The sequence below is a fragment of the Shigella sp. FC1967 genome, from assembly GCF_001743005.1.
Taxonomy (GTDB): domain Bacteria; phylum Pseudomonadota; class Gammaproteobacteria; order Enterobacterales; family Enterobacteriaceae; genus Proteus.
Window position 1 is genome coordinate 1 of the sequence record NZ_MIIZ01000855.1, and the last position, 2,492, is coordinate 2,492.

A 2,492-nucleotide genomic window follows, 5' to 3' on the forward strand; every position below is an offset into this window, starting at 1 on the left:
GAAAGAATGGACAAGTAGGTTGGGAATTACAGCGTTCTTTAGCTCCATTAGGAATGGTAATTGCTTTAGATTCTAAATCAACAGAATACGACGCTGACTTTTTTATTTCCTTCGAAACTCGAAAAAAACTATTCTATCTATCAAACCCGATGTTATTGTCAATGCTGCTGCTTATACAAATGTAGATAAAGCTGAAACGGACGACATTAATGCATTCAAAATCAATGCTGAAAGCGTTGAAGTAATTGCAAAAAACAGCTGAAAAAATTGGTGCTTTATTAATACATTATTCAACAGATTATGTTTTTTGATGGAACCAATGATATTCCTTGGTTAGAAACAGATATCCCAGCACCTTTAAATATTTATTGGTAAAAGTAAGCTAGCTGGTGAACTTAGCTATTATTAATAACTGTAAAAAACATCTAATATTTAGAACTAGTTGGGTATACGCAAGTAGAGGTAATAACTTTGCAAAGACAATGCTTAAACTAGGAAAAAAACATGACTCACTATCAGTAATTAATGATCAGTATGGAGCTCCGACAAGTGCTGAATTGTTAGCTGATTGTACTGCTCATGCGATTAAAAGTACGTTAGATAATGGGAAGTCACTTTATGGCTTGTACCATTTAACTGCAAAAGGAACAACAACTTGGTTTGAGTATGCATCATTAATATTTAAATATGCACGAGAATATTCATTACCTTTAGTAGTTAAAAATTTAACTCCAATTCCTGCCACAGAATATCCTTTACCAGCATCTAGACCACATAATTCTCGTTTAAACACACAGAAATTTGAAACAAATTTCAAATTAGAATTACCCCATTGGAAATTTGGCATATATAGAATGCTAAAAGAAATTTTTAGATAACAAATAAATATCAATACTTATAGTTTACAGAAAATGAAAAAAATATAAAGGTATTATTCTTGCTGGTGGTTCAGGAACTCGGCTTTATCCTGTCACAATGGCAGTAAGTAAGCAGTTGTTACCAATTTATGATAAGCCAATGATTTATTATCCTCTTAGCACCCTTATGTTAGCAGGAATAAGAGATATATTAATTATTAGTACACCTCAAGATACACCTCGATTTCAACAGCTATTAGGTGACGGTAGCCAATGGGGTATCCATCTTCAATATAAAGTTCAACCTAGTCCTGACGGCTTAGCACAAGCATTTATTCTTGGTGATGATTTCATTGGTTCTGATAATTGTGCTCTTGTTTTAGGTGATAATATTTTTTTATGGGCATGATTTACCAAAACAATTAGAGCAAGCAATTCAAAAAGAACAAGGAGCCACTGTTTTTGCTTACCATGTTAATGATCCTGAGCGCTATGGCGTTGTCGAATTCGATCAAAATAAAGTAGCTATTTCATTAGAAGAAAAACCACTAAAACCCAAAAGTAATTATGCAGTCACTGGTTTATATTTCTATGATAATGATGTTATTAATATTGCCAAGAATTTACAACCCTCCCCACGAGGTGAATTAGAAATCACGGATGTAAATAAAGTATATCTAGAACAGCATAAGCTCTCAGTTGCCATGATGGGTCGTGGATATGCCTGGTTAGATACAGGAACACATAAAAGTCTTATTGATGCAAGCAACTTCATTCAAACTATAGAGGAAAGACAAGGATTAAAAGTTTCTTGTCCAGAAGAAATTGCTTATAGAAAAGGTTTTATCAATAAAGAACAAGTAAGAATACTTGCTGAGCCTTTATCTAAAAATGATTATGGCAAATATCTATTACGAATGATTCAGAGTGATTAAATATGAATATTATAAAACAGAAATTCCTGATGTATTAATTTTAGAGCCTAAAGTATTCGGTGATCATAGAGGTTTTTTTTATGAAAGCTTTAATCAAAAAATCTTTGAAGATGCGGTAGGTTATCCAGTTAATTTTGTTCAAGATAATCACTCTAAATCATCAAAAGGAGTATTAAGAGGATTACATTATCAAAAAGCACCACATGCTCAAGGCAAATTAGTACGATGCGTTCACTGGTGAAGTTTTCGATGTGGCGGTAGATATTAGACCTGAATCCAATACATATGGGAAATGGGTTAGTGCGATATTATCAGCAAAAAATAAACGCCAATTGTGGATTCCCGAAGGTTTTGCTCATGGTTTTTTGGTTTTAAGTGACGAGGCGGAATTTCTTTATAAAGCAACTAATTTTTATCACCAAAAAAAGTGAATCTAATATTATTTGGAATGATCCTGATTTAAATATAGTCTGGCCTATTAAAGATAGACCAAATATTATCAGAAAAAGATAAAACTGGCATATGTTTTAATAAATTGATTGGAATGTAAAATGAAGAAAGATATATTAGTGCAACTTGATAATTGGCTAGATAAAGAATGTATTCTATATTACTTAGATTATGATTTAAAGAATAATTGCTATTCCAAAACAGGAACGATAGTAAAAAGATTTATTTTACCTAAGAATTACGAACAATT

General features: G+C 32.0%; 3 pseudogenes. All 3 read left to right on the forward strand.

Annotation, left to right across the window (positions count from 1 at the left end):
• Nucleotides 1-878, forward strand: a pseudogene (rfbD, locus tag BHE89_RS14605) (dTDP-4-dehydrorhamnose reductase); the annotation flags it as partial.
• 97 nt (nucleotides 879-975) lie between these two features.
• A pseudogene (gene rfbA / locus BHE89_RS14610) lies at nucleotides 976-1,792 on the forward strand (glucose-1-phosphate thymidylyltransferase RfbA).
• Nucleotides 1,788-2,342: pseudogene (rfbC, locus tag BHE89_RS14615) on the forward strand (dTDP-4-dehydrorhamnose 3,5-epimerase). Before rfbA ends, rfbC begins: the two co-directional pseudogenes overlap by 5 nt.
• Nucleotides 2,343-2,492 lie beyond the last annotated feature (150 nt).